We start from the raw sequence: 21577 nt of genomic DNA on the forward strand, positions 1-21577 counted from the left end.
ATTGTTTTCATTTCATGCAATAAGAGACAAGAGGGCCTAGGCGCAGCAAAAGGGCACCCGTAGAAACGGGTGCCCTTTTGCCTTTTAGACTACTGGCTCTATATGACGTGACAGCCAATCCCGATAGACGGCCAGCTGCTGGGGGGTGTGGAAAAAGTGCTCCCCGCCTTCCAGAACCTGCAAATCGCAGGAGAACCGCCGGGCAAAGGCATGCACCACCTCCGGCTCGCTTAGGGTATCCTGGGAGCTGCACAGGATGGCAGTCGGGGCATCCCACTGGTCGATGGGATGGCCCTTTACATAACAGTAATAGTCCCAATACAGGGTTTGGCCCATAGGGGTGGGAATTTCCCCCTCTGCTTCCAGCTGCTGGGGGGTGACCTGGAACCAGCCCATCATATTCCCGATGAGCCGCTCCATATCCACCACTGGGGAAAGGAACAGGGCCTGCTCCAAGGGGAATCCCCGGCAGGCGAGGAGGCCGAAATATGCTCCTAAGCTGCACCCGAATAGCCGGATGTGGGAGGCCAGGGTTTGGGCGTAGGCCATGACCTGAACCAGTTCCGGGACACAGGTCTGCGCCTTACATAGGGCGGGATGGCCTTGGCGGTCCCCATGCTCCGGGAGGTCGAAACTGAGAACCCGGTAGCCTTTGGGCACTGCCTCCCGGGCCAGCAGGGCGATGACCTCATCCCCTTTGTGGGAGCCGCTGCCGTGGACCGCCACAATCAGCTGGCTGGAGGGGGCACCCCACAGGAGGGCGGGGATTTCCCCGATAAAAATAGGGGTTGTGTCCATAAAATATCCTCCTTTCGAGGACAAAGAAAGGCAGGGATTCCCCCGCCAGGTGGAATTACCAAGAGGGTTCCTCCCCACCTGCTGCCAGCAGGAAAATGGGGTTCTGCGCCATCAAAAGATGGCTGCTGCCCAGGAGTTTGGCCCGGCTCACCCCGATTTGGACCCACTCTGCGCCGGATAAGCCCAGCCGGGTGAGGAGGGTTGTTCCCTGGGCGAGGGTCTCCAGAGTCACAGCGCTGATTGCCACCCGGCACCGGGGGTTTTTTTCAAGCACAGCCTCCAGAATCCCTTGCAGCTCCCCTTTGGAGCCGCCTACAAACACCGCGTCAGGCGGGGGGAGGGGTTTCAAAGAACCCGGCGCCCGGCCAGGAACCACTTCCAGGTTGTAAGCGCCGAAGCGCTCCCGGTTGGCGGCGATCAGCTCCAGGGCGGCGGGATTTTCCTCTATAGCGTAGATCCTGCCCCAGTGGGCGGCAAGGGACATTTCTACCGAAACCGACCCGGTGCCCGCCCCCACGTCGTAGGCGACGCTGTGGGGGGAAAGGCGCAGCTTGGAGAGGATAACCGCCCGCACCTCCGCCTTGGTCATGGGGACTTCTCCCCGCAGAAAGGCGCTGTCGGGGATGCCAAAAGAGCCAAATTCCCGCCGGAAGGACGGTTTTTGCCGCCGGGCGAGGAGGGCGCTTAAAGAGGGGAACGGCCGATGGGCGATCTCTTTGGCTGTGGCGGTGACCACTTCTTCTTCCGGGTAAGAGAGGTTGGAGGCCACCGTCACTAGGGTGTCCCCCAGGCCCGCCCGGCAGAACTCCCCGCAGATGGCGCCGGGGGTCCACTTCCCCCCAGTGAGGTAAAAAACCGATGGATGGTTGAGCAGCGGGGCGAGGACGTCTGTATCCACCCCATGGGCGCTGACCAGGCAAAATTCCTGCCAGGGAATCCCCAGCCGGGCCGCGAGGGCCTGCACCGTGGAGATGCCGGGAAGCACCTCTACTGGGATGCCGTGCTCCTCCAACAAGGGGAGGAGCTGCCGCGCACCGCTGTAAAAGCCGGTGTCGCCGCTGTAGGCCACCACTGCCCGGCGGCATCCGGGGTGGCTTTGGAGGAAGGAGAGAATCTCCCCTGAGGCATAGGTAGCGACCCGCTCCCCGCAGAAGCCGGGGATGCTATCCAGCACTCGCCTGGCCCCCAGAAGGACATCCGCTTCCCCCAGGGCGGCTTGGGCTTTGGTGGTCAGGGAGCCATTCCCCATGCCGACGCCCAACAGTGTTACTTTCATAAAGTTCCCCCCTTACTGGTTCATCCCGTAGCCACGGGGGGTGACCAGCCGATCCCCCACCCGGCGGGTGGAGCTGTTGCCGATGAACACGGTGGTGAACATGTCCAGGTTGTCCGTCTCCCGCAGCTCCCCAAGGGTGAGGATGGCCGATTCCTCCCCTGCCCGGCCGATGTTCCGGGCCCAGCCGCAGAGCCGGTCGCCGGGGAGGACCTCCAGCAGGGCGTCGCAGGCGATTTTCAAATGGTCAGGGCGGGACTTGCTCACCGGGTTGTATAAGCAGAGGACAAAATCCCCCTGGGCAGCCAGCCGCAGCCGCTTTAAGATCAGTTCCCAGGGGGTGAGCCGGTCGCTGAGGGAGATCACCGCAAAATCGTGGGTCAAGGGTGCGCCCAGCAAGGCGGCCCCGCTGGTGGCGGCGGTCACTCCGGGGAGGATTTCCACTTCCACCTGGGGGAATTCCTCCGCCAGTTCCAGGATGGGGCTAGCCATCCCGTAGACGCCAGGATCCCCGCTGCATACCATGGCCACCCGGCGGCCTTGGCCGGCGGCCTCCAAAGCAGCCCGACACCGGGCGATCTCCTGGGTCATGGGGGTAGAAAGCAGCTCCTTATCTGGATAATACTCCCGGATCAGGTCGATGTAGCCGGTGTAGCCGCAGATCAGATCCGCTTCCCCCAGGGCTTCCTGTGCCTGGGCGGTCAGTCCCTGGGGGCCGCCCGGGCCGAGGCCAACTACGGTCAGCTGTTTCATGGGGATCAACCTCCTTTAGGTGTTAGTTGTCGAAAAATCCACTTGATAGGGAGCTGCGGCCAGCGCCACGGTGACGCCGTCCCCTACCTGTTTGGGGAGGAGGAGCCGCCCGCCGCTTCCCTGGACAGCGCTGCGCTCGCAGACGTTGTCCACCCCCACTGTGGCCTCCACAAAGGGGGAAGGGGTGAAGCTGCCAGGGGTTCCCATAAGTTCCCCGGCGGTATAGGTGAGAAAGGGGAGGCCCAGTTTATGGCAAAGGGCGAGAAGGCCCGGTTCCCCGGCTTTTCGGTCGATGGAGGCGATCTTCCCCAGCGCTTGGGGGCAGAGGTTTGCCGCCTGGAAGGCAGACCGCAGAGATCGCTCCAAGATTTCCTGGACAATGCCCCGGCGGCAGCCCATTCCGGCACACACAATGGGGGGGATGAGCTGGAGGGCGTCCGGGAAAGGGCAGGGATGGATGCCCAGATAGAGGTCGCACGGTTCTTCCTCCCCAACCAGGAGGAGCCCAGCAGGCAGGGCTCCGGCCACCGGGAATTCACTGAATACCCGGACGGTTTCCCCATCCAGTAGCTTGCCGGAGACCCGTTTGATGGCCTCGGCATTGCGCAGAGCCAGCCCCTGGGATTTGGCCCAGGTATCCACGGCAAACAGGCCGTGGAGGTCGGTGGCGGTGGTGATCACCGCCGTGGCCCCCAAAAGGGCCCCGATCTGGCGGGCCAGGCTGTTGGCCCCGCCAATGTGGCCGGACAGGAGGGGAATGACAAACCGCCCCAGCTCATCTACACAGAGGACGGCGGGGTCGGTGGTTTTGCTCTTTAGATGGGGGGCGATGGCCCGAACCGCGATGGCCGCCGCCCCGATGTAGATGAGACCGTCGGCATCGGTAAACCAGGCTGCCGTCCAAGAGTGGAGGTCGGCCCCCGCCTTGGTGGAACTGGCGGCCACCTGGTGGCCTTGGGCGGTGAGAAGGCGGCAAAGCCGCTCCCCCAGCTGCTTGCCAGTTGCGGTGAAGGAGAGGATGGCCAGCTTCATGCCTCTGCCCCGTCCTTTCCTTGGCGGTAGCCGGTGGTGAAGGTGGGGTCATAGAGCCGGGAGCGGTCGTAACTTCCCTCCAAAAAACGGCCCACCAGGATGAGGGCAGTCCGGTCGACGCCGTTTTCCTGAGCGGTTTTTGCCAAGCTGGAGACCTGGCAGCGCAGGACTTTTTCCTCCGGCCAGGTGGCCTTATAGACGATGGCCGCCGGGGTGTCAGGGGCATAGCCCCCCTCCATCAGCTGGGCCTGGAGCCCCTCCAGCAGGCCGGCGCTCAAAAACACCACCATGGTGCTGCCGTGGGCTGCCAGGGCGGCGATGGATTCCCGCTCCGGCACTGGGGTGCGCCCCGCCATCCGGGTGATGATGACGCTCTGGCTCACACCGGGGAGGGTGTACTCTGCCCCCAAGGCTGCCGCCGCCCCGCAGAAGCTGGAAACCCCCGGGCAGACTGCCCAGGGGATGCCAAGGGCATCCAAGGCGTCCATCTGTTCCCGGATGGCCCCATAGAGGCAGGGATCTCCGGTGTGGAGGCGGACGGCGGTTTTGCCCTCCCTTTCCGCTTGTTGAAGGATCGAAAGGACCTCCTCCAAAGTCATTTTGGCGCTGTTGTACAGGGAGCACCCCGGCCGGGTCAGCTCCAGAAGTTCTGGGTTGATTAGGCTCCCGGCATAGACAACCACGTCGGCCTCGCCCAAGAGCCTAGCCCCCCGCAGGGTGATTAAGTCGGCGGCGCCGCTGCCCGCCCCTACAAAATGGACCATCGCTGTCACTCCTTTACCAAGATGGTGGTAAAATACCCAGGGTTTTCCCGGATGTCGTCCAAATTTTCGTAAATGGCCTGGCTGGGGAGGCCGCAATCGGCCACTAGAACTGATTTTTCATAGAGCCCGGCCTGGCGCAGAGCCTCCTGGACCCGGGGGAGCTGCCGGCCGCTTTTCATCAGCACAAACCGGCCCGGCTGGGTCAGCTGTTCCTCCATCCCCTCCTTGCCGGCGGGGAGGATGTGCAGAGGCTGGTTCATGGTGGTGAGGGGGAACCTGGCGGCGGCTGCAGCTGCGCAGAAGCTGGGCACCCCAGGGATGACCTTCACCTCATAGTCCCCAGCCAGAAGCTCCATCAGGTAGGAAAAGGTGGCGTAGATGGAGGCATCCCCCAGGTTGAGCATGGCCACATCCAGACCCTGGTCCAGCTTTTGGGCGACCAGCCCCGCCAGATGCCGGTGATTTTCTGTGAGGGCTTTGGGGTCGGTGGTCATCAAAAAATCCAAGGGGAGGATTTCCTTGTCTGAGAGGTCCGCCGCCCCCTGGGCGATGGAAAGAGCTAGCATGTGTTCCCCTTTGGTGCGGGGCACCGCCAGCACCGGGCAGCGGAGGATGGCCTTTTGGGCGGCCAGGGTGAGGAGTTCAGGGTCACCGGGGCCAACGCTGACCCCCCAGAAAACGCCTTTGTTCATGGGCGGATGCCCTCCTTTGTTACAAACGAAATAACCGGCCCGCCTCCTCGCTGTAGGCGAGTGCGCCGGATTGGTTGCTGAAAACCACCGCCTCCACCTGGACCCCATCGGCCCGGCGGCGGGTGTGGTAGAGAATCTGTTTGAAAATGGAATCGAGAACCGGCTCCCGAAGGCCGGCGTCTTCCAAAATGGCGAGGCACTGGTCGGCGGTGGGGGCTTCCATCAGCTGGCAGATGCAGTTCTGGTTGGCCCCAGCCATCCCCGCATGGGCGGCAAAGACCTCCCGCCGACCGTCGGCATAACGGGAATGGGTGTTCATCACCCCGGCGGCCAGCTTGACAAATTTGCCCAGGTGGCCCACCAGGTACACCTGGGTGAAACCCATCTCCACCGCAAAATCTAGGGAATCCCCCACAAAGTTGGAGATTTTTACCACCGGGATTTCCCGGACCGGAGGATGGGCCTTCAAAAAGTCCTCCCCGTAGTTGCCAGGGGTGAAGATGACCTCTTTGCAGCCGGCGGCGGCATGCATCTTTAGCTCCACTTGAATGGTGTCTAAGAGGGCTTGAAGGCTTTGGGGTTCCACTACGCCGCTGGTGCCCAAGATGGAGATCCCCCCTTCAATGCCCAGCACCGGGTTAAAGGTCTTCTGGGCGACCGCTTCCCCGCCTGGAGTGCTGATCACCACCGAGAGGCCGCCTTGGTAGTCCAAACTGCGGCAGACTGCCTCCACCTCCTCCCGGATCATCCGCCGGGGGGTGGAGTTGATGGCCGCAGCCCCCACCGGTTGATCCAGGCCGGGGCGGGTGACCCGGCCCACCCCTTGGCCTCCGTCGATTTCCACACCGGGGTGGGCACAGGGGGAGACTCTGGCATAGATGAGAAGGCCATGGGTGGCGTCGCAGTCGTCCCCCCCGTCCTTGCGGACGGCACAGGAGGCGAAAGAGGGGGAAAAGGCTGCTTCTTCTATGGGCACGGTGACGGCCAAACCCTTGGGTAACACAAGGGTTTCCTCCTGCGCCATCTGCTGGGTCAGCAGCATTTTGGCGGCGGCCTTTGCCGCTAAGGCGGCGCAAGCGCCGGTGGTGTATCCACAGCGCAGTTTTTGGCGGCCCCGCTGCAAATATTGTTCAAATGCCAAGAAAATCCCCCCTTTTAAAAGAAAAGACCGCAGCATGCGGTCTTTGGGCGCCGTTTTGTCCTGCTATGGAACCATTGTACCAAAAAAAGCCTGTGAGGGAAAGGAAAATCCTCCTACAAAACCTCCCGCAGGTGGGAGAGGTACAGCTCCCGGATGGCGGGGACTTCCCCCAGCCCCTCCAAAGCGCAGCGGACGGCGATGCCGGCCCCTTCCAACTGGTTTTTCCAACTGTCCGGCTCTTCCCCGGCCATGTCGTTGATGGCGTGATCCCCGGCCACCAGCATCAGCGGAACAAGGAGGGCTTTGGTGTACCCGGCCCTTTGCAGCCGCCGCAGCACCGAATCCACCTCCGGGTAGCCCTCCACCGTGCCCACAAAGACATCCTCCCGGCCAAGGTCCCGGAAGACGAAGTCCAGGGCAGGGTAGATGCTGTTGGCCGGATGGTAAGTGCCGTGGCCCATCAGCACCAGAGCCTCCCCTTCTGCGACAGGGTGCCGGTCTAGGACCGCCTTGGCCACTGCCAGCAAATCCCCGGTGGTGTGCAGGAGGGGGGCAGTCAGCGAAAGGGATGGAAAGCGGGGGCGGTATTCCTCGATGAGGGCGCGGAGTTTGTCATACTCTTCCCCGGGGATGAGATGAGAGGAGAGGACAGCCACGTTGGAAAACCCTTCCTCCACCAATTTGTCCAGGGCCTGGGGGACCGAATCCACCTGGATTCCCCGCCGCTCCAGCCCCCGGAGGATCACCTTGCTGGTGAAAGCACGGCGAATTGGGATAGAAGGGTAGGCACTAGCCACCTCCCGCTCCAAGGCGCCTATGGTTTTTTCCCGGGTGCCGTCGTGGCTGGTGCCGAAACTGACCACTAAAATCGCTTGCTGTTCCATAAAAATCCTCCGCGTCGTTTTTTGGCTGGTGTGAATGAAAAGGGAAGGCGCGCCCGCCGCGTGGAGCAGGGGATGGCAGGGCCATGACTCTTGCTGGGACAACCTGCCAGAAATGGAAAAGGCCCCCGGCTTACTCTGCGCCGGAGGTCTCAACAACACCAATAAGGCGGAGTTTTCCCCGCCCAACCGGCTGCCTTTGTCGCTCGCAAGAGGCGCCTTCCCTGAAAAAAGCTGTCCGTATTCTGGCTTGGGCCTTCCCAGCGTCTTTCCTGCGCCTTCCCAGTTTCCCAGTGGCATCCAGCAGGAGGACTTGGCCCTTACAGCGGCGGGACCGCACGGGATTTGCACCCGTTTCCGAACTACAGCTTTTTTGTTTGTGTATATACAGCGAGGAGAGGGAGATTTCCCCCAATGATCGCTTGCGATCATTGTAGCATCTTGCCGGAGGAGAAGTCAAGGAAAGCCATCCCAGAGCGGGCAAATTGCTCCCAATTACCTATTTCCCCAGATGGAGGATATACCGGATCTCCCGCAGTTCCTTGCCGCCGATGGTGTCGCAGAGGGCATCCCCATTGCATTGGAAGCCGTTTTTCTCGTAAAACCGCCGGGCAGGATGGTTGTCCTCCAATACCCACAGGTAGACGTCGCTGTATCCCATAGAAACCAGCGACTCCAAGGAAGCTTTAAACAGTTTTGAGCCAATTCCCCGGCGATAAAATTCTGGGAGAAGGTAAATGGAGACGATCTCCCCCCAACCGGGCATAGCCCCATCCCGGGTGGGGCCGTAGGTGGATGCGCCGATGATTTCCTCCCCTTCGCAGGCCAGCCACAACTGGGAGGGGTCTTCCGCGAGGAAAGGGGACCACCGGTTTTCCGGGAGGGAGTCCAGGTATTCCTGTGGAACAATACCTTGGTAGGCTGTTTTCCAGCTTCGGGCATAGACGCGGCTGACATGGTCGATGTCGTCGGATGGGGTAAGGCGCCGGATTACCATATAAACACCTCGTTTTGTGGGACTTTTTTTCAGTATATCCCATGGGGGATAGGGAGTCAAATAGGGGGAGTACGGCCTTTAGAACCGTTTTGAACCAAACAATCCAGGAAAAGAGGCAAGGCCGCCGGCTTCTGCCGGCGGCCTTGCCAAATGGGCTCTGTCCATATAAGGTGTTCGCCGCTGCATACTGGCAGCGAAACTGCCGTTATGCGTTCTTCCCAATATAAAAGACGTAACCATAATACGGTTTATACTTAGAGTATAGCTTCGCTTCGTATTTGCCGCCTGCCACATAAGCTTTGACCGTTTCGCTGCCAGGATATTTTTCAAGAAGCGCTTTTTTCGCAGCCCAAATCAACGATGCGGAAATTCGCATCTAGATTATCCACAAATCCCAGGGCGCGGCGCGTCATCTCCGAGCTGCCAGGGCCTTGACGGTCCAACCCAATATGGGCTTCGATCAGCAAATCAAACATGGATGGTTCTTGAAAGTTCATTTTTAGCTCCTTCCTTATTGAACGGTCATTTCACAATTTTCATACCGTTCGGCCTTTACAGATGTTTTAAAGTTTGAGGTGAATTTGAAATCGGCCATATTTGTGCCCTATAATTATTGGGCATAGATTGTATGAAATATAGCGGACAGGCAAGAAAATTCCAGAAAGGGCGGTTAAAAACGATATACATTTTAGAGAAGAAACGGGATAGCAACTTAACCCCTTATTTTTGTTTGTTGTCCTCTGTGATCAGCTATAAATACAGTCGAATACAGGCATCATTGTGGGAATCCACTTATTAGACTTTCTGTCATAAAATTTTGTGTCTGAGTTGACAGCAAACGGGATACCAGCATTTGTTAACTGTTGGGTCATGTAACTGGAAAAGACAACCTGCTCCTCAATTGTATAGTCATTCCCATCGTTATAATTTCCTGGCATCCATGCTCCTACCCAAGTGGGAATCCCTGTTTCCTGCTGCCATTCCAGCGCAAGCTGGATCTTCTCATCAATCAGAGAACGCTCCTGCTCAGTTCCAGTGGTCCACAACTTACGGTCATTTGTTTTGCTGGGGCCTGCGGCATAAAAATGCCATTCCGCCATAAGATAGTCATTATGATCTGTGGGGATTTCCAATTCATGCAGATAAGCTGCATCAGAGCGCAGCCTAGGAGAAATCATAATAATCCGATTCGGATTTGTCTTTCTGATTTCTGTCACAAGCTGCTCATAGATTTCGTTCAATTTATCAGGCTGTTTATTTAGTGCATCAGTAGATTCAATCAACAGGTCAAACGACAATAAATAGGAGGTATCTTGATAGCGTTTTGCAACCTTTGTCCACCAATCCACAACCTCTTGAATATTTTCTTCACTGGGATCATTCTTAAATTCGTCTGCTTGATAAGCAATCACCGGGATGATCCCATTCGCTAGGCAATCCTCAATCTGTCGATCTAGTCCCTCTAAAAGATCGTCTGTGGCCTTGTCTGCAATACGGATTCGCACATGAGAAATACCTGCTTCGGAAAAATCAATTGCCGCTTGTGTATTATAGTATTTTCGTCCCTGATTGGTTTTTGACCAATCCACGTCCATTCCTTTTCCAAGCAGTTTTTGGTAATCTGCGGGGGAAATCGGATACTCTCCATTCATGCTAACCGGTTCTTCTGGAGCATCAGCTTGACTTTCCGTTTTACTTTGTTCCTCCTTGTGATCTACGGGCTGCTCAGATGGTTCCTGGGCACTTTGTGCGCTGCTATCTTCTGCCGGCGTCTCCTGTGAGCTTTGCGGCAAAGAGGGCACGGAATTATTTCCCGTTGCGGTACAAGCGGTAAATACCAAACTTATAAGCATCAGAAAACATAGGTAATGAAGTTTCTTCATAAATCTCCTCCTTTTGACACCATCATATCTCTATTGGGATTTAAAATTAATAAGAGTAAAAATAGCAGTATCCCCCATTAGAGGATACTGCTATTTTGGCTTTGGCGGAAGCGGTGGGATTCGAACCCACGTGCCTGCTCATCACAGACAAAACGATTTCGAGTCGTTCTCGTTACGACCACTTCGATACGCTTCCATATAGTTTTCCCCTCAATGGGAAAAGAAGAGGCACATCCTTCTTAGCGATCTTCCCCGCTGGAATTGACACAGAGGGGACAAACCTTGGGATGCAACAATTAGTATACCAAATACCTGTGGAAAAATCAACCGGGAAATCGGCAAAATTCCTAGCCGAGGCCAATCACCACTCACTGACATGGGCCCGTTTCATGGCGCCAAACAGCCGCTGTTTGAGGCCTTTGTGTTCCTTTTCCATGGCCCGGAGCCAATCCTTGGTCCACTGGCGGGTGGTGACCCCATCCACGGGGCAGCTGCTCTTGGCCACCGGCAGGCCCTCGTGCTTTACTGCCTTGCGGATGTCGTTCTCTGGGGCAAAGACCATAGGCCGGATCATGGTCAGATCCTTGCGGGAAAGATAGGTGACCGGGGAAAAGCAGCCGATCCGCCCCTCGTTGAACAGGTTCATCACAAAGGTCTCCACCGCGTCGTCGTAGTGATGCCCTAAGGCGATTTTATTGCAGCCCGCGGCTTTGGCGGTGTCGTGGAGGCAGCCCCGGCGCATCCGGGCGCAGAGGGAGCAGGGGTTGCTCTCGTCCCGGATATCAAAGATCACCTGCCCAATCTCCGTGCGCTTTAAAATGTAGGGGACATCCAGGCGGGAACAGAGCTCTTCAATGGCGGAAAAATCCCCTGGTACCCCGCCGAACTGGGGGTCTAAGGTGATAGCAACCAGGCTGTAGTCGATGCCCAGATAACTGCGCATCCAGGCTAAGGCGGTAAGCAGGGCGACGGAATCCTTGCCCCCGCTGACCCCGACGGCGACCTTGTCCCCATCCTCCAGCATGTTGTATTCGGTTATGGCTTTGCGCATATAGCCCATCAATTTTTGCATGGCGGTTCTCCTCATATAAAAAACTTCCCCAATGATCCCTTGCAAGCGCTGCTGTTATAACCGGGATATCCCCGGCGGGGCGTTGCCAAAAAACCGGCAACAGCAGGGAAGGTACCCATCTATTCTAGCGGGTTGAAGATAGAATTTCAAGGCATGCCCACCGATTTCCATCCCGGCAGGCCAAAGAATTCCACCCCGGCTGAGGGGTCAGAGGAAACCGGAGAGAATCGGGGAAATAAAGAAGAAGGCCAAGGAATCAAAGAATCCCCGGTGAATGCTGTGGGAATCTTCCAAAACCTGGCGCAAGAGGAGGGCAGGCGTGGATTGCCGCCCCGCCTGGCCAAATGCTATAATGAAAACAGTCCAGAGACCATGAAATTCCCTCCCGGCAAATCTGAATCAGGGGTGGGAATATGAATATTAAATAACTTGCCTTATGCCAACATGATTCGGTAAACGGCCCAAATGGAAAGAACTTCCCTCTTTGGTCCTACAATAAAAAAGGTGAGTGAAATTTTGAAGATCGACCAACTGTATCCGGTGGATCAAAAGGATGCCGACAAGCTGACGGATCTGTTGACCCAATGCTTTGCGGAAGATCCTTTGTACTGCCAGCTAATCCCGCAAAAAACAATGCGAAAACGACTTCTGCCGGGACTTTTTCAGTGTGATCTGGACGAATTGTTTCAAACCTGCCATGTATACGCCGACAGTCCGGAGATGAACGGCATCATCATCGTATCGGATGAGACGGAGCCCCAAAACGGGGTCCGCCGCCGTATTGTTGAGATGTTTGCCTCTTGGAAGACGGCGGCGCTCCTGCTGGAGGAGGACCCCTCCTGCAAAACCCTGTGGAATTTTATCCGGGGGCAGGAGTACCTCAACTCCGAGTGGACCGAAGATTTGGGCGAAGCGCCCCGGCTGCATGTGGTGTACTTTGCAGTGCGGCCCTCCAAACGGGGGCAGGGTGTGGCGAGCCGGCTGATGAAAGCGGTCCTCGCCTTTGCCGATGAAAACGGCATGGAGGTTTCCTTGGAGACCCACAACCAGCGGAACCTGGAAATCTATAGGCACTATGGGTTCCATCTGTTCGAAGTGGTGAAAAAACACTTCCCCTTGAAGCAATTTTGCATGGTCCGGCCCAGTGAGGCGGCCCAGGGTACCCTGGCGGCCAGCTGACTGGGGCGGGGTTCCCCGATCACGGGGTAATAAACGCGCGGAAGATCTAGTCTTCCGCGCGTTTTCTGTTGGGGAAGAACACCTTGGAGAGCCCTTTGCCTTTGGGCAGGGTGACCAAAGGGGAGAGATTGTGTTGTGGCGTGGTGCTGATTTCCAGCCGGGAAGGTGGAAAAATCCTCAATTCTTCTGGGAAAACCAGGGGGATGTTGGTATAATGAATGTAGAAATAAAAATTAATCGAGATGCAAGAAAATTTATCATGTTTCAGATAAATCAAAGAAAGGATACATCCAAGGGGAAAGGGCGGAGAGCACACCTAGTTCCGGCCCGCGCTGCCGGTGAGGATAGAAAGGAAAGCCATCAAACCAATTGCTGTGAGGAGGTTTCTGTATGCATGATCCCATGGAGCGGGCAACCGCGTTGTTGCCCCAATTGACCGAGTGGCGGCAGTACTTGCACCAGCACCCAGAGCTGGGCACCAACCTGCCTATGACCTGCGCCTTTGTGGAGGCCCGGCTGCGGGAGATGGGGTATGACCCTCAGCCCATCTGCGAAGGGGGCTTGGTAGCGGTACTGGAAGGGGGAAAACCGGGAAAGACTATCCTGCTGCGGGCGGATATGGATGCCCTGCCCATGGATGAGGAGAACGACCACCCCTTTAAAAGCCAGAACCCCGGCGCGGCCCACACCTGTGGCCACGATATCCATACCGCCATGCTGCTGGGCGCGGCCAAGCTGTTGATGGAGGATCGGGAAGAACTCTGTGGCCGGGTCAAATTCATGTTCCAGCCCAATGAGGAAGGCCCTGGCGGCGCCCTTTTGATGATTGAGTCCGGCATCCTGGAAAATCCCCATGTGGATGCTTCCATGGGCTTCCACTGCAACGTGGGCCAGGTGATCGCCTCCGGCCAGATCGGGTACCGCATGGGCCCCATCATGGCCTCCACCGATGTGTTTGAGATCAAGGTCACCGGCAAAGGCGGCCACGGCGCCCGCCCGGAGGAGGGCGTCGACCCCATTAACATTATGATGCACATCCACGATACCCTCCAGACCATCAACAGCCGGGAGCGGCCCCAGCAGGAACCGGTGGTGCTGACCATCGGGCAGATTTCCGCTGGTGATGCGCCCAACACCATCCCTGCCGAGGGCACCATGTCCGGAACCATTCGCGCCTTCAACGAGGAAGTCCGCCAGTTTGTCAAACGGCGGCTGGTGGAGATCGCCCAAGGGGTGGCCTCCACTTTGGGAGGCAAGGCGGAGGTGGTTTTTAAGGCTGGCACCGCCGCCACCATCAACGATCCCAAGGTGGCCGGGGAGCTGTTCCGCTCCATCCAGGAGATCGTCCCGCCCGAGCGCCTGGTGGAACTGCCCGCCAGCATGGGTTCTGAGGATTATGCAGAGGTCTCTCTGCGGGTGCCCAGCGGGTTCTTCTGGCTGGGCATGGGCAATGAGGCGGAGGGTTACCCCTACAGTGTCCACAGCCCCAAGGCGGATTTTGATGAATCCGCTATGCCTTTGGGCACCGCCCTTTTCTTCCACTGTACAAAAGAATGGCTCAAAAACAATCAGTAATTCCAAGCAAGGCCCTGGGCGCATCCCAGGGCCTTTTTATGGCAATGGCTGGGGGAGAAGGCGGGGATCCGGGGTAGGGCGGAGGGTCACAGGTTATAATATTGTCGCTTTCACACTTTAAATTGTGAATTATCCACAAGGTGGGATGAAGCAATTCATTTAAAATGGGAAAACTGCAAAAATCGGCCCCTGAGCCTTGCAATCCCCGACAAGAATGGTATAATGAACGTATACTTTAACGCATTAAACAGCGAATACTACCGGGAGGAAACAAATATGAACGACATTCTCAAACGGGCAGAGGAGCTCAAACCGGAAATCATCGCCTGGCGGCGCCACATCCATGAAAACCCTGAGGTCAGCGCGGTGCTCCCCGAGACCAGCGCCTATGTGATGACGGAGCTGAAAAAGATGGGCTACGAGCCCACTGAGTGCGGCGGCGGCGTCACCGCCGTTCTGGAGGGGGACCCCAATGGAAAGGTGTTCCTGCTGCGGGCGGATATGGATGCCCTGCCTATGGCAGAGGAGTCCGGCCTGCCTTTTTCCAGCAAGAACCCTAAAGCGGCCCACACCTGCGGTCACGACACCCACACCGCCATGCTGCTGGGTGCGGCCAAAATTCTGATGGAGAATAAGGACAAGGTCAAGGGCAGAGTTAAGTTCATGTTTCAACCCGGTGAAGAAGGATACAACGGCTGCAAACAAATGATAGCGGCCGGCATTTTGGAAAACCCCAAGGTGGATGCCGCTATGGGGATCCATAGCGCCACCGCCCAGGAGCACCCCACCGGCCATGTGATGTACTGCAACGGCCCTTCTATGGCCAGTGCGGATGCGTTTAAGATCACCGTCACTGGAAAAGGGGCCCATGGCGCCCGGCCGGAAAACGGCATCGACCCCATCAACATCCTGTGCCACATCCATTCCGCATTGCAGACCATCAACAGCCGGGAGCGGCCCCAGCAGGAGCCCCTCATTCTGACCATTGGCCAGCTGGTGGCCGGCGATGCCTGCAACATCATCCCCAACAGCGGCTTTATCAGTGGCACCATCCGGGCCTTTAACCAGGATGTGCGGATGCTGGCCAAACGCCGGTTCATCGAGATTGTAGAGGGTATCACCGCCACATTTGGCGGCAAGGTGGACATCGAGTGGACCACCGAGATGGCCCCCACCATCAACAACATTCCCCAGACCGACGAGCTGGTGGGCTACGTCAAAGAGATGCTGGGGGAGGATAAGGTCCACTGCATCCCGGCGGGCATGGGCTCGGAGGATTTTTCCGAGGTGATGTTGGCAGTTCCCGGCAGCTACCTGCGGGTGAGCCTGGGCAGCAACGACGAAGGCTATACTTATGGCGGCCACAACCCCAAGGTCTGCTTTAATGAAGAGGGCCTGCCGGTGGGCAGCGCCGTCTATGCCTATACCGCTATGAGCTGGCTGGCAAACCATCAATAACAACAGGAAAATTGACGGGGAGGCCCTAGGGCCTCCCCATCGTTGTGTTCTGCTGCGGAAAGGGGATCCCCGCCCGTCATAGGGGTGAAATCCCCTTGTTTGGGTAAGTAGATAAAAACGGTATCTCCCTATGAACCAAAAGGGAGAAGTTTTGATAAGTTTCTTAACTAATAAGCCGAATATCCATAGAAAAAAGCAATATTGGCCTTTTATTATTAGCAGATAAACAGAAAGCGACAAAAAGGGGCAAGCCCCCCGCAAATCCATCCAAAAAACCCCCGGGAAATCTATTCCCGGGGGTTTTGCTGAATTGGCGTCCGACTAGTGGGGCAATCCCTCTACTTGGCGGCCTTTTCTTTTTCCATGCTCGCTTTGCGGTCTGTATCGAGCCTCTCCTTCAGATCGATACAACGGTAGTGGAGAACTTTGTAGAAGGCGTCAATCTCCTCCTGGGTACAAAATTTTAGCAGCCGCTCGTTAGTGGCCAACATCATCTGTACATCGTAAATCTTGTGTTGGCGGCAGAGGCGCAGCCCCTCTTCGGTGGGATAGAAGTGGTACACCCGGTAATTGCTTTTGCAGCGTTTGCGGGTGATATAGCCCTTTTTCTCAATCTTGGCGATGATCTGGGAGATGGCACTCTTGGTGCGGCAGGACATTTCTGCCAGCTCGGTGACGGTGGCGCCTTCATGATCGCAGATATCGATGACCAGGTGGGCCTCGGTCATGTTGCTCAGTTCGCCAGTGCCGTAATCCCGGCTGATTTCATCGGCCTGATTGCGCAATGCCACAAAGGTATAGATATTGCTGGCTCTTTGGTAAAGTGGCTGAAACAAGTCGTTGATGGATTGGGATGGGTCCATTTCATCTATTTGCAGCATAATTTCACATCCTTAATTTGTATATTTTTATTGTACCATATTTTTCCCCGTTGTAAAGCACAGGAGATACAATGAGATTCTAGTCAAAAATACCAGAAAGTACAAACCTGATTTATTGTTTTGATAAATTTTTTCAAAACCCCTTGACAGATATTGTTTAGAAAGTTAACATTTTAATAAACCTTAAAATTGAGATTTATCCAAGCTATTCGGCTGCATATATATTCTAAAAATTTTATTAATGTGCTTAATATAATTTTGTCAGTTCGCTGCGAATAATTGTGTTTGAGGTAAATAATTAGGACTTCGGGGGCAATTAAAACTCGAAAAAGCGCTTTGTTGGTTTGAAATTCTATAGGCGAAGGCGTTTTTGAAAACGGCCTTGAACTTCAAGAGGTTGGCCTCCTCTTTGACCAGCTCCACTGGGATGGCTTCACCGACGATGAGATTGAAAAAATAGCCTGGAAAAACGCCGCCCGGGTCATGGGGGATTTCATGCGCTAGTTCCTTTCACTTCCATTTCAATAACTTTCTTTCCTCACTGAAGAAGAGGCTCGGCCGCAAGGCCGGGTCTCTTCTCTTTTTGCCCAAATCCTCTTGTGTTCTACTGCAAAAATGGTATAATAGAACCAAATTGGTTAGCAAGAAGAAACTTGACATTAGACAGGAGGATTCACTATGAGCAAGACTTTACTGGTCAGCAATGCTGAGGCGGAACGCCTTTTAAAGATGGGCGACTGCATCGCCGCCATGGATGAGGTGCTGCGGGATGTCTCCGCCGGAGCTATCACCATGCTGCAGCGGTCGATGATCCACCATAAAAACGGCAACATCCTTGCCGGAATGCCCTCCACCATTGACACCAAGGAGATCACCGGCAGCAAAGTCACCATTTTCCCTGGCCCAGAGGCCCGCAAAAATGGCACCGCCCAGGGCATTGTGCCCATCTTTGACACGGTGACTGGCAGCCTGATCGCCATTGTGGGTGCCGAGTGCATCACCACCATCCGCACCGCTGCCACCAGCGCCAGTGCCACCCGCCTTCTGGCCCGGGAAGATGCCTCGGTTCTTGGCATCCTAGGGGCTGGAAAACTGGGCCGGGCCCATGTGGAAGCGATCTCCTTGGTGCGCCCTATTAAAAAGGTATATATTTGGGATATTGTCCCCGAAGCGGTGGATGCCTACTGCGCAGAGATGGCCAAAGCCTACCCCAACATTACTTTCATCCCCTGCAAGACCGCCAAAGAAGCTGTGGTGGATGCGGATATCCTCTGCACCGTCACCAAAGCCCAGGAGCCCATTGTGGAGGGCGAGTGGCTGAAATCCGGCGTCCACATCAACGCGGTGGGCGCTTGTTCCCCTGTCGCCCGGGAGATGGCGACAAGCGTTGTGCAGAAGGCCCGGGTCTATGTGGATAAGACCGAAGCTGCCCTGCGGGACGGCGGAGACCTGGTCATCCCCATGAACGCAGGGGAGTGGAGCGCCGACAAGGTGGTCGGCGAAGTGGGTGAAATCCTGCTGGGCAAACTGGAAGGCCGCAAGACCGCTGAAGAAATTACCATGTTTGAGACAGTGGGCATCGCGGTGGAGGACCTGGCCAGCGCATATCTGATTTATCAAAAAGCCAAAGAACAGGGGATCGGCCTGGAGGTCGAGCTGTAATGAAAAAGGTCTTTGCCTTTCTTTTGATGACCGACCAGGGCCCGGAGGAAACCCGTACCCTCCCTGGGGAGCGGATGGACACCTTGTTTGTGCCAGTGCGCTCCCTCCAGGAGGGCTGCGACACCGTCCGCTGCCTCGTGGCGGAACAAGGGCTGGGTGCGGTGGAGCTCTGCGGGGCGTTCGGCCCCGAAGGGGCAGCAGCGGTCAAAGAGGCCGCCGGTCCAGCTGTTGCGGTGGGCTACGTGACCCACTCCCCCAGCGAGGATGGTTTATTCCAAACATTCTTTGCAGAGTAGGAGGGGGTTGCCTGTGGCCAAAAACATCCAAGTTAAGCCGGGAAAAGCGGGTTCCGTCTTGGGATTGATCGTGGGCTGTATCTTTGTGGGGATCGGCTTGTTTGTGGTCATTCCCACCTTGGGCCCCTTTGGCATTTTTTGGACGCTGGGCGCCGGCGCCATTGCCGTGGTCAATGGAATCAATGTATTTTCACAGAAGGGGGTCGCCACCCACACGATTGTGGTGGAGGATGACTTCCCCCAAGGGAATGCTTCGATCCATTCCCCAGAGGAGAGGCTTCGCCGGCTGGAGGATTTGTACCAAAAGGGACTGGTCACTCGGGAGGAGTACGACCAATCCCGCAAGCGGATTTTGGAGGAGTTATAAAAAATACCAGAGGGGTTTTCCACGATTCCCTCCTCCTGCTGTGGAAAAAGGCAGGGAAATGGAGCTCCCCCTGGATGAAACCAATGAAACCCCCGGAGGGCAGCACCAATGCTGCCCTCCGGGGGTTTCATTGGTTTGCGCGCCGGTCTTGTAGCCAAAATAGGAGTTTAGCCGCCAGGGATTCCCCGTCGTAAGGGAAGAAGCTCTTTGGGCTCCACTTCCCCATTTTGCAAAACAATGAAATATGGGCCTATTTTTTGTTTTGAATGCTCCACAAAAACGCCCCGCAGGGTTTCACTCCATCCGGAACTTGGGTTGCTTGGGGGAAGGATGGGCAAAAATTCCCCAGGGAATTTGTCGCAAGCTCCAGAAAGGGGTAGGGCATTTGGAGCATTCGTCAATTTACTTTACTCTGCAAAATTGATATACTCATCTTATCGCGGTTCCAACAGTTAGAAAGCAGAATGAAACAATCTGGGAGGTAACGGAATTGGAAAACCAACAAAGAGGGGTCTTTAAAGTCTACCTGGTCTGTGTCTTGGGCATGGTCGTAGGTTCCTTCATCTCCCCGCTGATCAAACTCATCATCCAAACCGGGGTGGATGCTGCGGTTATCACCTTTTACCGGCTGCTGTTTGTCTCGGTGCTGGTATTGCCGGTGCTCTTCTCCAAATGGGAAAATCGGGAGAAGGTCAAGGCCATGACCAAAACCTCCTGGCTTCAGGTCATCGGGTATTCCATGTGCAAAACCTTTGCCTTAATTGCCTGGGCAGAGGCCCTCAACCAAGGCACGTCAGCCTTTATCTGCAACACCCTGGGCAACTGCACCACCATCTTTGTGGTGGTGATGGCGTGGGTATTCCTCCATGAAAAAACCTCGGCCCGGGCCTTGGTGGGGGTGGCCATCTGCCTGGCAGGCGTCTTTATCATCGGTGCGGATGAACTGGGAGGCGGCGTCGGCGGAAGCGCCTTGGGCATCGCCCTCATTATGACCTCTGCTGTGCTCAATGCCGGCAACCAGGTGTTCGCCCGCGCAGTGCGCAAGGAATTGGACCTGCTGCCCCTGTTGGGGGTAGACTACTGCCTGGGGACTATTATCACTGGGGTCTATGGCCTTCTCACCGGCGCGGATTTCCGCCTCAACTTAAAAGCGGTCTTTTATATGGCAATCCTCAGCTGGTTCTGCACCCTGTTCTGCCACACCGCCCCCATTTGGGCGATGAAGTACATCAATGTTGTCACTGCCTCGGTCATCAACCTGGCGGGGCCGTTTATCACCGCTATTGTGGCCTTCTTCCTCCTAGGGGAGGTGCCCAAGCCCATGACCTATGTGGGTGCGGCGGTGATGATCGCCGGTTTGATCTACTATGTGATTGTGGACCAAAAGGAAGCTCAAAAGGCAATGGAGGCCAAAGCCGCAGCCCTGGCGGAAGGGGATCAGCCCCAGTAGCCGTGTTTGCCCATTCAGTAAGAAAACTCCCCTGGGGGTATGTCCCCAGGGGAGTTTTGCTGTTTGTTTTGGTTATTTGTGCTCCTCCAACCAGCGCAGAGCGCAGTGGGTGAAGCAGGCGGAGCCGAGATATAAGCCTTCGTCGTTGAAACGTACCTTGGGATGGTGGCCGCCGAAGCAGTAACCTTCCTCACAGGAGCCCAGGGAAAGGCGCATAAACACGCCGGGCACCCGGCTGATGACTTCGGAGAAGTCCTCGGAGCCCATAGAGGGTTCGCAGGTGGAGACGTGGTCGTCGCCCAGGAGCTCTTTCAGGTAACCTTCCATTTCGCTGCCTACGGTCAGGTCATTGACGGTGGCAAGTCCGGTGGATTGGCAGTCCACCACAGCGGTGCCGCCCAGGGATTCGGCCACCCCTTTGGAAATTTCATTGAGGCGGCGGATAAACAGCTGGCGGGATTCCTCGCTGAAGGCGCGGATAGAGCCTCTCATATACCCTTCATTGGGGATAATGTTGGGAGCATCACCGCAGACCAGCTGGCCGAGGGTCAAGACCATGGGCTCCAGCTGTTTGCGCTCCCGGCTGTTGATGGTCTGGAGCATGCCGTGGATATGGCAGAGGATGTTCAGAGGGTCGACACCGGCCTCAGGGCGTGCGCCATGGGCGCCTTTGCCGGTGACGGTGATGGTGAACATATCACAGGAGGCCATAGCTGGGCCAGGGGAATACACCACATGGCCGGTGGGGACATCCAGGCCGGCGAAGGAGTGGAAGCCCATAGCAGCATCTACATGGGGGTTTTCCAGAACGCCAGCCTCCACCATTTTATGGCCGCCGCCGTGGCCTTCTTCACCAGGCTGGAACATGAATTTAACCTTACCGCCTGCAAGGTTATCTTTGTTGTCCATCAGCAGCTTGGCGGCGCCCAGCAGCATGGAGGTGTGGGTGTCGTGGCCGCAGGTGTGGGCCGATTTGGCAACCTGGCTGGAGAAAGCCTCGCCGGAGTCCTCATCCATGGGCAGGGCGTCCATGTCCGCCCGCAGCAGAAGGGTTTTGCCAGGCTTTCCGCTGTCCAGGACGGCGACAACGCCGCCGCCGCACTCCTGGGGCTCGTACCCCATTTTTTTCAATTCCTCGGTGACGAGGGCTACCGTTTTGGGGAGATCAAGGCCCACTTCGGGCTGCATGTGAATCTGATGGCGCCAGGAGATGATTTCGGGGGCGAGGGCTTTTGCCTGTTCCAAAATAGTTTGCATAGGTATGTATCCTCCTTTGTCAAATAGCTATGGTGAGTTCCCGATGAATCGGAAAAATCGAGCAGGTTCCCGGACGATCCACTCCAACTGGGGCCGGCGGGGATTCCCTTCTATTATAAACAAAGAACAGCCCAGTTGCAAGAAAAAGGATGGGGAACTTGCCCAA

At 56.5% G+C, this 21577-nt stretch carries 22 protein-coding genes, 1 tRNA gene and 1 riboswitch; of the genes, 7 read left to right on the forward strand and 16 right to left on the reverse strand.

The features are described 5' to 3' along the window. Positions 1-84: 84 nt before the first annotated feature. From BQ5353_RS06795 to BQ5353_RS06850, 13 genes are all read right to left on the reverse strand, one after another. A complete protein-coding gene (locus tag BQ5353_RS06795; protein WP_054331268.1) occupies positions 85-798 on the reverse strand; it encodes an alpha/beta hydrolase in 714 nt (237 codons plus the stop codon). 55 nt (positions 799-853) lie between these two features. Beyond that, a complete protein-coding gene (locus BQ5353_RS06800) occupies positions 854-2074 on the reverse strand; it encodes a bifunctional cobalt-precorrin-7 (C(5))-methyltransferase/cobalt-precorrin-6B (C(15))-methyltransferase (protein WP_071427538.1) in 1221 nt (406 codons plus the stop codon). A 12-nt stretch (positions 2075-2086) separates the two neighbouring features. Beyond that, on the reverse strand, positions 2087-2824 hold the full coding sequence (gene cobJ, locus BQ5353_RS06805; protein ID WP_054331269.1) for a precorrin-3B C(17)-methyltransferase: 738 nt from the start codon (positions 2822-2824) through the stop codon (positions 2087-2089). Between the two features lie 15 nt (positions 2825-2839). Then, a complete protein-coding gene (locus tag BQ5353_RS06810) occupies positions 2840-3856 on the reverse strand; it encodes a cobalt-precorrin 5A hydrolase (RefSeq protein WP_071427539.1) in 1017 nt (338 codons plus the stop codon). Then, positions 3853-4620 carry a precorrin-4 C(11)-methyltransferase gene (cobM, locus tag BQ5353_RS06815; RefSeq protein ID WP_071427540.1) on the reverse strand — a complete coding sequence of 256 codons (768 nt, stop codon included), beginning with the start codon at positions 4618-4620 and terminating at the stop codon, positions 3853-3855. The genes BQ5353_RS06810 and cobM overlap by 4 nt, the downstream gene beginning before the upstream one ends. A 5-nt stretch (positions 4621-4625) precedes the next feature. Next, positions 4626-5312 carry a precorrin-2 C(20)-methyltransferase gene (gene cobI, locus BQ5353_RS06820; RefSeq protein ID WP_054331271.1) on the reverse strand — a complete coding sequence of 229 codons (687 nt, stop codon included), beginning with the start codon at positions 5310-5312 and terminating at the stop codon, positions 4626-4628. A 19-nt stretch (positions 5313-5331) separates the two neighbouring features. Further along, positions 5332-6453: a cobalt-precorrin-5B (C(1))-methyltransferase CbiD gene (gene cbiD, locus BQ5353_RS06825; protein ID WP_071427541.1), complete on the reverse strand. Its 1122-nt coding sequence runs from the start codon at positions 6451-6453 to the stop codon at positions 5332-5334. A gap of 113 nt (positions 6454-6566) precedes the next feature. Beyond that, the gene (locus tag BQ5353_RS06830; protein WP_054331272.1) at positions 6567-7337 is read right to left on the reverse strand and encodes a sirohydrochlorin cobaltochelatase; all 771 of its coding nucleotides are present in this window, start codon (positions 7335-7337) and stop codon (positions 6567-6569) included. 215 nt (positions 7338-7552) lie between these two features. After that, positions 7553-7719, reverse strand: a riboswitch (cobalamin riboswitch). Positions 7720-7833: 114 nt separating this feature from the next. Further along, entirely contained in the window at positions 7834-8331 is a 498-nt protein-coding gene (locus BQ5353_RS06835) for a GNAT family N-acetyltransferase (protein ID WP_054331273.1), read from the reverse strand. Between the two features lie 326 nt (positions 8332-8657). Further along, positions 8658-8828, reverse strand: a complete 171-nt coding sequence (locus BQ5353_RS12905) for a hypothetical protein (RefSeq protein WP_153801621.1) — start codon at positions 8826-8828, stop codon at positions 8658-8660. A gap of 249 nt (positions 8829-9077) precedes the next feature. Continuing rightward, the gene (locus BQ5353_RS06840; protein ID WP_071427542.1) at positions 9078-10214 is read right to left on the reverse strand and encodes a glycoside hydrolase family 5 protein; all 1137 of its coding nucleotides are present in this window, start codon (positions 10212-10214) and stop codon (positions 9078-9080) included. Between the two features lie 102 nt (positions 10215-10316). Beyond that, a tRNA-Ser gene (locus BQ5353_RS06845) sits at positions 10317-10410 on the reverse strand. Positions 10411-10575: 165 nt separating this feature from the next. Continuing rightward, positions 10576-11286: a tRNA 2-thiocytidine biosynthesis TtcA family protein gene (locus BQ5353_RS06850; RefSeq protein WP_071427543.1), complete on the reverse strand. Its 711-nt coding sequence runs from the start codon at positions 11284-11286 to the stop codon at positions 10576-10578. A gap of 516 nt (positions 11287-11802) precedes the next feature. Between BQ5353_RS06850 and BQ5353_RS06860 the strand changes: the two genes are divergently transcribed. Next, complete coding sequence (locus BQ5353_RS06860) at positions 11803-12465, forward strand: GNAT family N-acetyltransferase (RefSeq protein WP_071427544.1); 663 nt, start codon at positions 11803-11805, stop codon at positions 12463-12465. Positions 12466-12511: 46 nt separating this feature from the next. Here the strand turns inward: BQ5353_RS06860 and BQ5353_RS06865 are convergent, their stop codons facing one another. Beyond that, positions 12512-12742, reverse strand: a complete 231-nt coding sequence (locus BQ5353_RS06865) for a hypothetical protein (protein ID WP_054331277.1) — start codon at positions 12740-12742, stop codon at positions 12512-12514. 113 nt (positions 12743-12855) lie between these two features. On the opposite strand from BQ5353_RS06865, the gene BQ5353_RS06870 reads away from it, so the two are divergent. Together BQ5353_RS06870 and BQ5353_RS06875 are read left to right on the forward strand one after the other, a co-directional pair. Further along, positions 12856-14040, forward strand: a complete 1185-nt coding sequence (locus BQ5353_RS06870; RefSeq protein WP_071427545.1) for a M20 metallopeptidase family protein — start codon at positions 12856-12858, stop codon at positions 14038-14040. 276 nt (positions 14041-14316) lie between these two features. Beyond that, positions 14317-15498, forward strand: coding sequence for a M20 metallopeptidase family protein (locus BQ5353_RS06875; RefSeq protein WP_071427547.1), 1182 nt, complete (start codon positions 14317-14319; stop codon positions 15496-15498). A 338-nt stretch (positions 15499-15836) separates the two neighbouring features. Here BQ5353_RS06875 and BQ5353_RS06880 read toward each other — a convergent pair whose 3' ends face one another. Further along, the gene (locus BQ5353_RS06880; RefSeq protein ID WP_054331279.1) at positions 15837-16379 is read right to left on the reverse strand and encodes a MarR family winged helix-turn-helix transcriptional regulator; all 543 of its coding nucleotides are present in this window, start codon (positions 16377-16379) and stop codon (positions 15837-15839) included. Between the two features lie 678 nt (positions 16380-17057). Here BQ5353_RS06880 and BQ5353_RS06885 point away from each other — a divergent pair. The 4 genes from BQ5353_RS06885 to BQ5353_RS06900 all read left to right on the forward strand — a co-directional run bounded on the left by BQ5353_RS06885 (position 17058) and on the right by BQ5353_RS06900 (position 20154). Then, entirely contained in the window at positions 17058-18041 is a 984-nt protein-coding gene (locus tag BQ5353_RS06885; protein ID WP_071427549.1) for an ornithine cyclodeaminase family protein, read from the forward strand. After that, entirely contained in the window at positions 18041-18337 is a 297-nt protein-coding gene (locus BQ5353_RS06890) for a DUF6506 family protein (RefSeq protein WP_071427551.1), read from the forward strand. Before BQ5353_RS06885 ends, BQ5353_RS06890 begins: the two co-directional genes overlap by 1 nt. Before the next feature lie 13 nt (positions 18338-18350). Then, positions 18351-18704 carry an SHOCT domain-containing protein gene (locus BQ5353_RS06895; protein WP_083386433.1) on the forward strand — a complete coding sequence of 118 codons (354 nt, stop codon included), beginning with the start codon at positions 18351-18353 and terminating at the stop codon, positions 18702-18704. Between the two features lie 490 nt (positions 18705-19194). Next, the gene (locus BQ5353_RS06900) at positions 19195-20154 is read left to right on the forward strand and encodes a DMT family transporter (RefSeq protein WP_071427556.1); all 960 of its coding nucleotides are present in this window, start codon (positions 19195-19197) and stop codon (positions 20152-20154) included. Positions 20155-20226: 72 nt separating this feature from the next. On the opposite strand, the gene BQ5353_RS06905 is transcribed toward BQ5353_RS06900, so the two are convergent. After that, positions 20227-21411 (reverse strand): M20 metallopeptidase family protein, encoded by a 1185-nt coding sequence (locus tag BQ5353_RS06905; protein WP_071427557.1) that lies wholly within the window; start codon positions 21409-21411, stop codon positions 20227-20229. Positions 21412-21577 lie beyond the last annotated feature (166 nt).

Origin of the sequence: Merdimmobilis hominis (assembly GCF_900104615.1) — a bacterium.
In the GTDB taxonomy this organism is placed as follows: domain Bacteria; phylum Bacillota; class Clostridia; order Oscillospirales; family Ruminococcaceae; genus Merdimmobilis; species Merdimmobilis hominis.

Excerpts from the sequence above, each read along its gene's own strand:
- BQ5353_RS06795 (WP_054331268.1), bottom strand. The coding sequence starts at position 798 with ATGGACACAACCCCTATTTTTATCGGGGAAATCCCCGCCCTCCTGTGG.
- BQ5353_RS06800 (WP_071427538.1), bottom strand. The coding sequence starts at position 2,074 with ATGAAAGTAACACTGTTGGGCGTCGGCATGGGGAATGGCTCCCTGACC.
- cobJ (WP_054331269.1), bottom strand. The coding sequence starts at position 2,824 with ATGAAACAGCTGACCGTAGTTGGCCTCGGCCCGGGCGGCCCCCAGGGA.
- BQ5353_RS06810 (WP_071427539.1), bottom strand. The coding sequence starts at position 3,856 with ATGAAGCTGGCCATCCTCTCCTTCACCGCAACTGGCAAGCAGCTGGGG.
- cobM (WP_071427540.1), bottom strand. The coding sequence starts at position 4,620 with ATGGTCCATTTTGTAGGGGCGGGCAGCGGCGCCGCCGACTTAATCACC.
- cobI (WP_054331271.1), bottom strand. The coding sequence starts at position 5,312 with ATGAACAAAGGCGTTTTCTGGGGGGTCAGCGTTGGCCCCGGTGACCCT.
- BQ5353_RS06830 (WP_054331272.1), bottom strand. The coding sequence starts at position 7,337 with ATGGAACAGCAAGCGATTTTAGTGGTCAGTTTCGGCACCAGCCACGAC.
- BQ5353_RS06835 (WP_054331273.1), bottom strand. The coding sequence starts at position 8,331 with ATGGTAATCCGGCGCCTTACCCCATCCGACGACATCGACCATGTCAGC.
- BQ5353_RS12905 (WP_153801621.1), bottom strand. The coding sequence starts at position 8,828 with ATGAACTTTCAAGAACCATCCATGTTTGATTTGCTGATCGAAGCCCAT.
- BQ5353_RS06840 (WP_071427542.1), bottom strand. The coding sequence starts at position 10,214 with ATGAAGAAACTTCATTACCTATGTTTTCTGATGCTTATAAGTTTGGTA.
- BQ5353_RS06850 (WP_071427543.1), bottom strand. The coding sequence starts at position 11,286 with ATGCAAAAATTGATGGGCTATATGCGCAAAGCCATAACCGAATACAAC.
- BQ5353_RS06870 (WP_071427545.1), top strand. The coding sequence starts at position 12,856 with ATGCATGATCCCATGGAGCGGGCAACCGCGTTGTTGCCCCAATTGACC.
- BQ5353_RS06875 (WP_071427547.1), top strand. The coding sequence starts at position 14,317 with ATGAACGACATTCTCAAACGGGCAGAGGAGCTCAAACCGGAAATCATC.
- BQ5353_RS06880 (WP_054331279.1), bottom strand. The coding sequence starts at position 16,379 with ATGCTGCAAATAGATGAAATGGACCCATCCCAATCCATCAACGACTTG.
- BQ5353_RS06885 (WP_071427549.1), top strand. The coding sequence starts at position 17,058 with ATGAGCAAGACTTTACTGGTCAGCAATGCTGAGGCGGAACGCCTTTTA.
- BQ5353_RS06890 (WP_071427551.1), top strand. The coding sequence starts at position 18,041 with ATGAAAAAGGTCTTTGCCTTTCTTTTGATGACCGACCAGGGCCCGGAG.
- BQ5353_RS06905 (WP_071427557.1), bottom strand. The coding sequence starts at position 21,411 with ATGCAAACTATTTTGGAACAGGCAAAAGCCCTCGCCCCCGAAATCATC.